1 protein-coding gene and 1 pseudogene are annotated in these 1,031 nt (G+C 64.1%); one reads left to right on the top strand and one right to left on the bottom strand.

Annotated elements, in window-relative coordinates; genetic code table 11:
• Positions 1-285: carboxyl transferase domain-containing protein (locus tag EN906_RS35225; protein ID WP_281060481.1), on the top strand; the 285-nt coding region annotated here is incomplete at its 5' end.
• A 40-nt stretch (positions 286-325) separates the two neighbouring features.
• On the opposite strand, the pseudogene EN906_RS35230 reads toward EN906_RS35225, so the two are convergent.
• Positions 326-1,031, bottom strand: a pseudogene (locus tag EN906_RS35230) (hypothetical protein); the annotation flags it as partial.

The following is a 1,031-nucleotide window of genomic DNA, read 5'->3' on the forward strand; positions in this document are numbered from 1 at the left end:
GACATGAACTATGCCTGGCCGACGGCGCAGATCGCGGTGATGGGTGCCAGGGGGGCGGTCGAGATCATTTATCGCAAGGACATCGGTGACATCGAAAAGATCGCAGCCCACACAAAGGCTTACGAGGATCGCTTCCTGTCGCCCTTCGTCGCCGCCGAGCGCGGCTATGTCGATGAGGTGATCATGCCGCACTCGACCCGCCGCCGCATCGCGCGCGCGCTGCGCATGCTGCGCAACAAGGACATGCAGAACCCCTGGAAGAAGCACGACAACATCCCGCTGTGAGGCGTGGCTGGGCATCTATCCGAGGTAACCGTCGGGCAGCTCACTCCTCTTCCGCCGCGCCAAATCCCGCCCCCATGGTGGCGCGGACAGGGCTGCCCCATGGCGTCGCGTGATTGTCGATACGCATCTGGAAGATAAAGTAAGTCGGCGAGCAGAAGCCGATGCCTTTCACCTTGCCGATGCCCGGCGTGTCAGGCGGCAGTGACTGGCACATATAGTCCTCGCGGCAGAAATGATCGGCCGAACAGGCCGGCCGGTTGCCGCGATTGACGGCGCCGCCAAGACATTGGTCGAAATTGTTGGTGGCCACGCAGATATCGAATTTCTTGCCGCCGACCAGCCCGCAAATCTCGTTCGGCATCGGCTTGCCGGCTTTGAAGGCCGCGAAGTCGCGGTCCTTGTCGTCGCAGCCGCGATAAGCGATCCCGCCCGGCACGCCGATCTTCGGCGGCCGGCAGGTATAGGCGGTGCGCGAGACATCCGGGGCGAAGGCCGCGAACTGGCCCGATCTGCTGTAGCGGTCGTTGAAAGGCTGCACCGCGTTGCTGGCGATCGAGCCGGTCAGGCAGGGGTGGCCGGAAAACATTTTTTCGCTGTCCTTGGGCAGCAGGCATTGCGCCAGTTTCGTGTGCACGCCTGAAGCGGTGGCCAGCGGCGTGCAGACGGTGCCGCCGTCGCATTGCCAGGTCGCGCCGAACCGCGCGGCATCTTCCGGCATCAGGCAAGGCATGGCCATCTCCGCCGGC

The organism is Mesorhizobium sp. M7A.F.Ca.CA.004.06.1.1 (assembly GCF_003999135.1).
Lineage (GTDB): Bacteria > Pseudomonadota > Alphaproteobacteria > Rhizobiales > Rhizobiaceae > Mesorhizobium.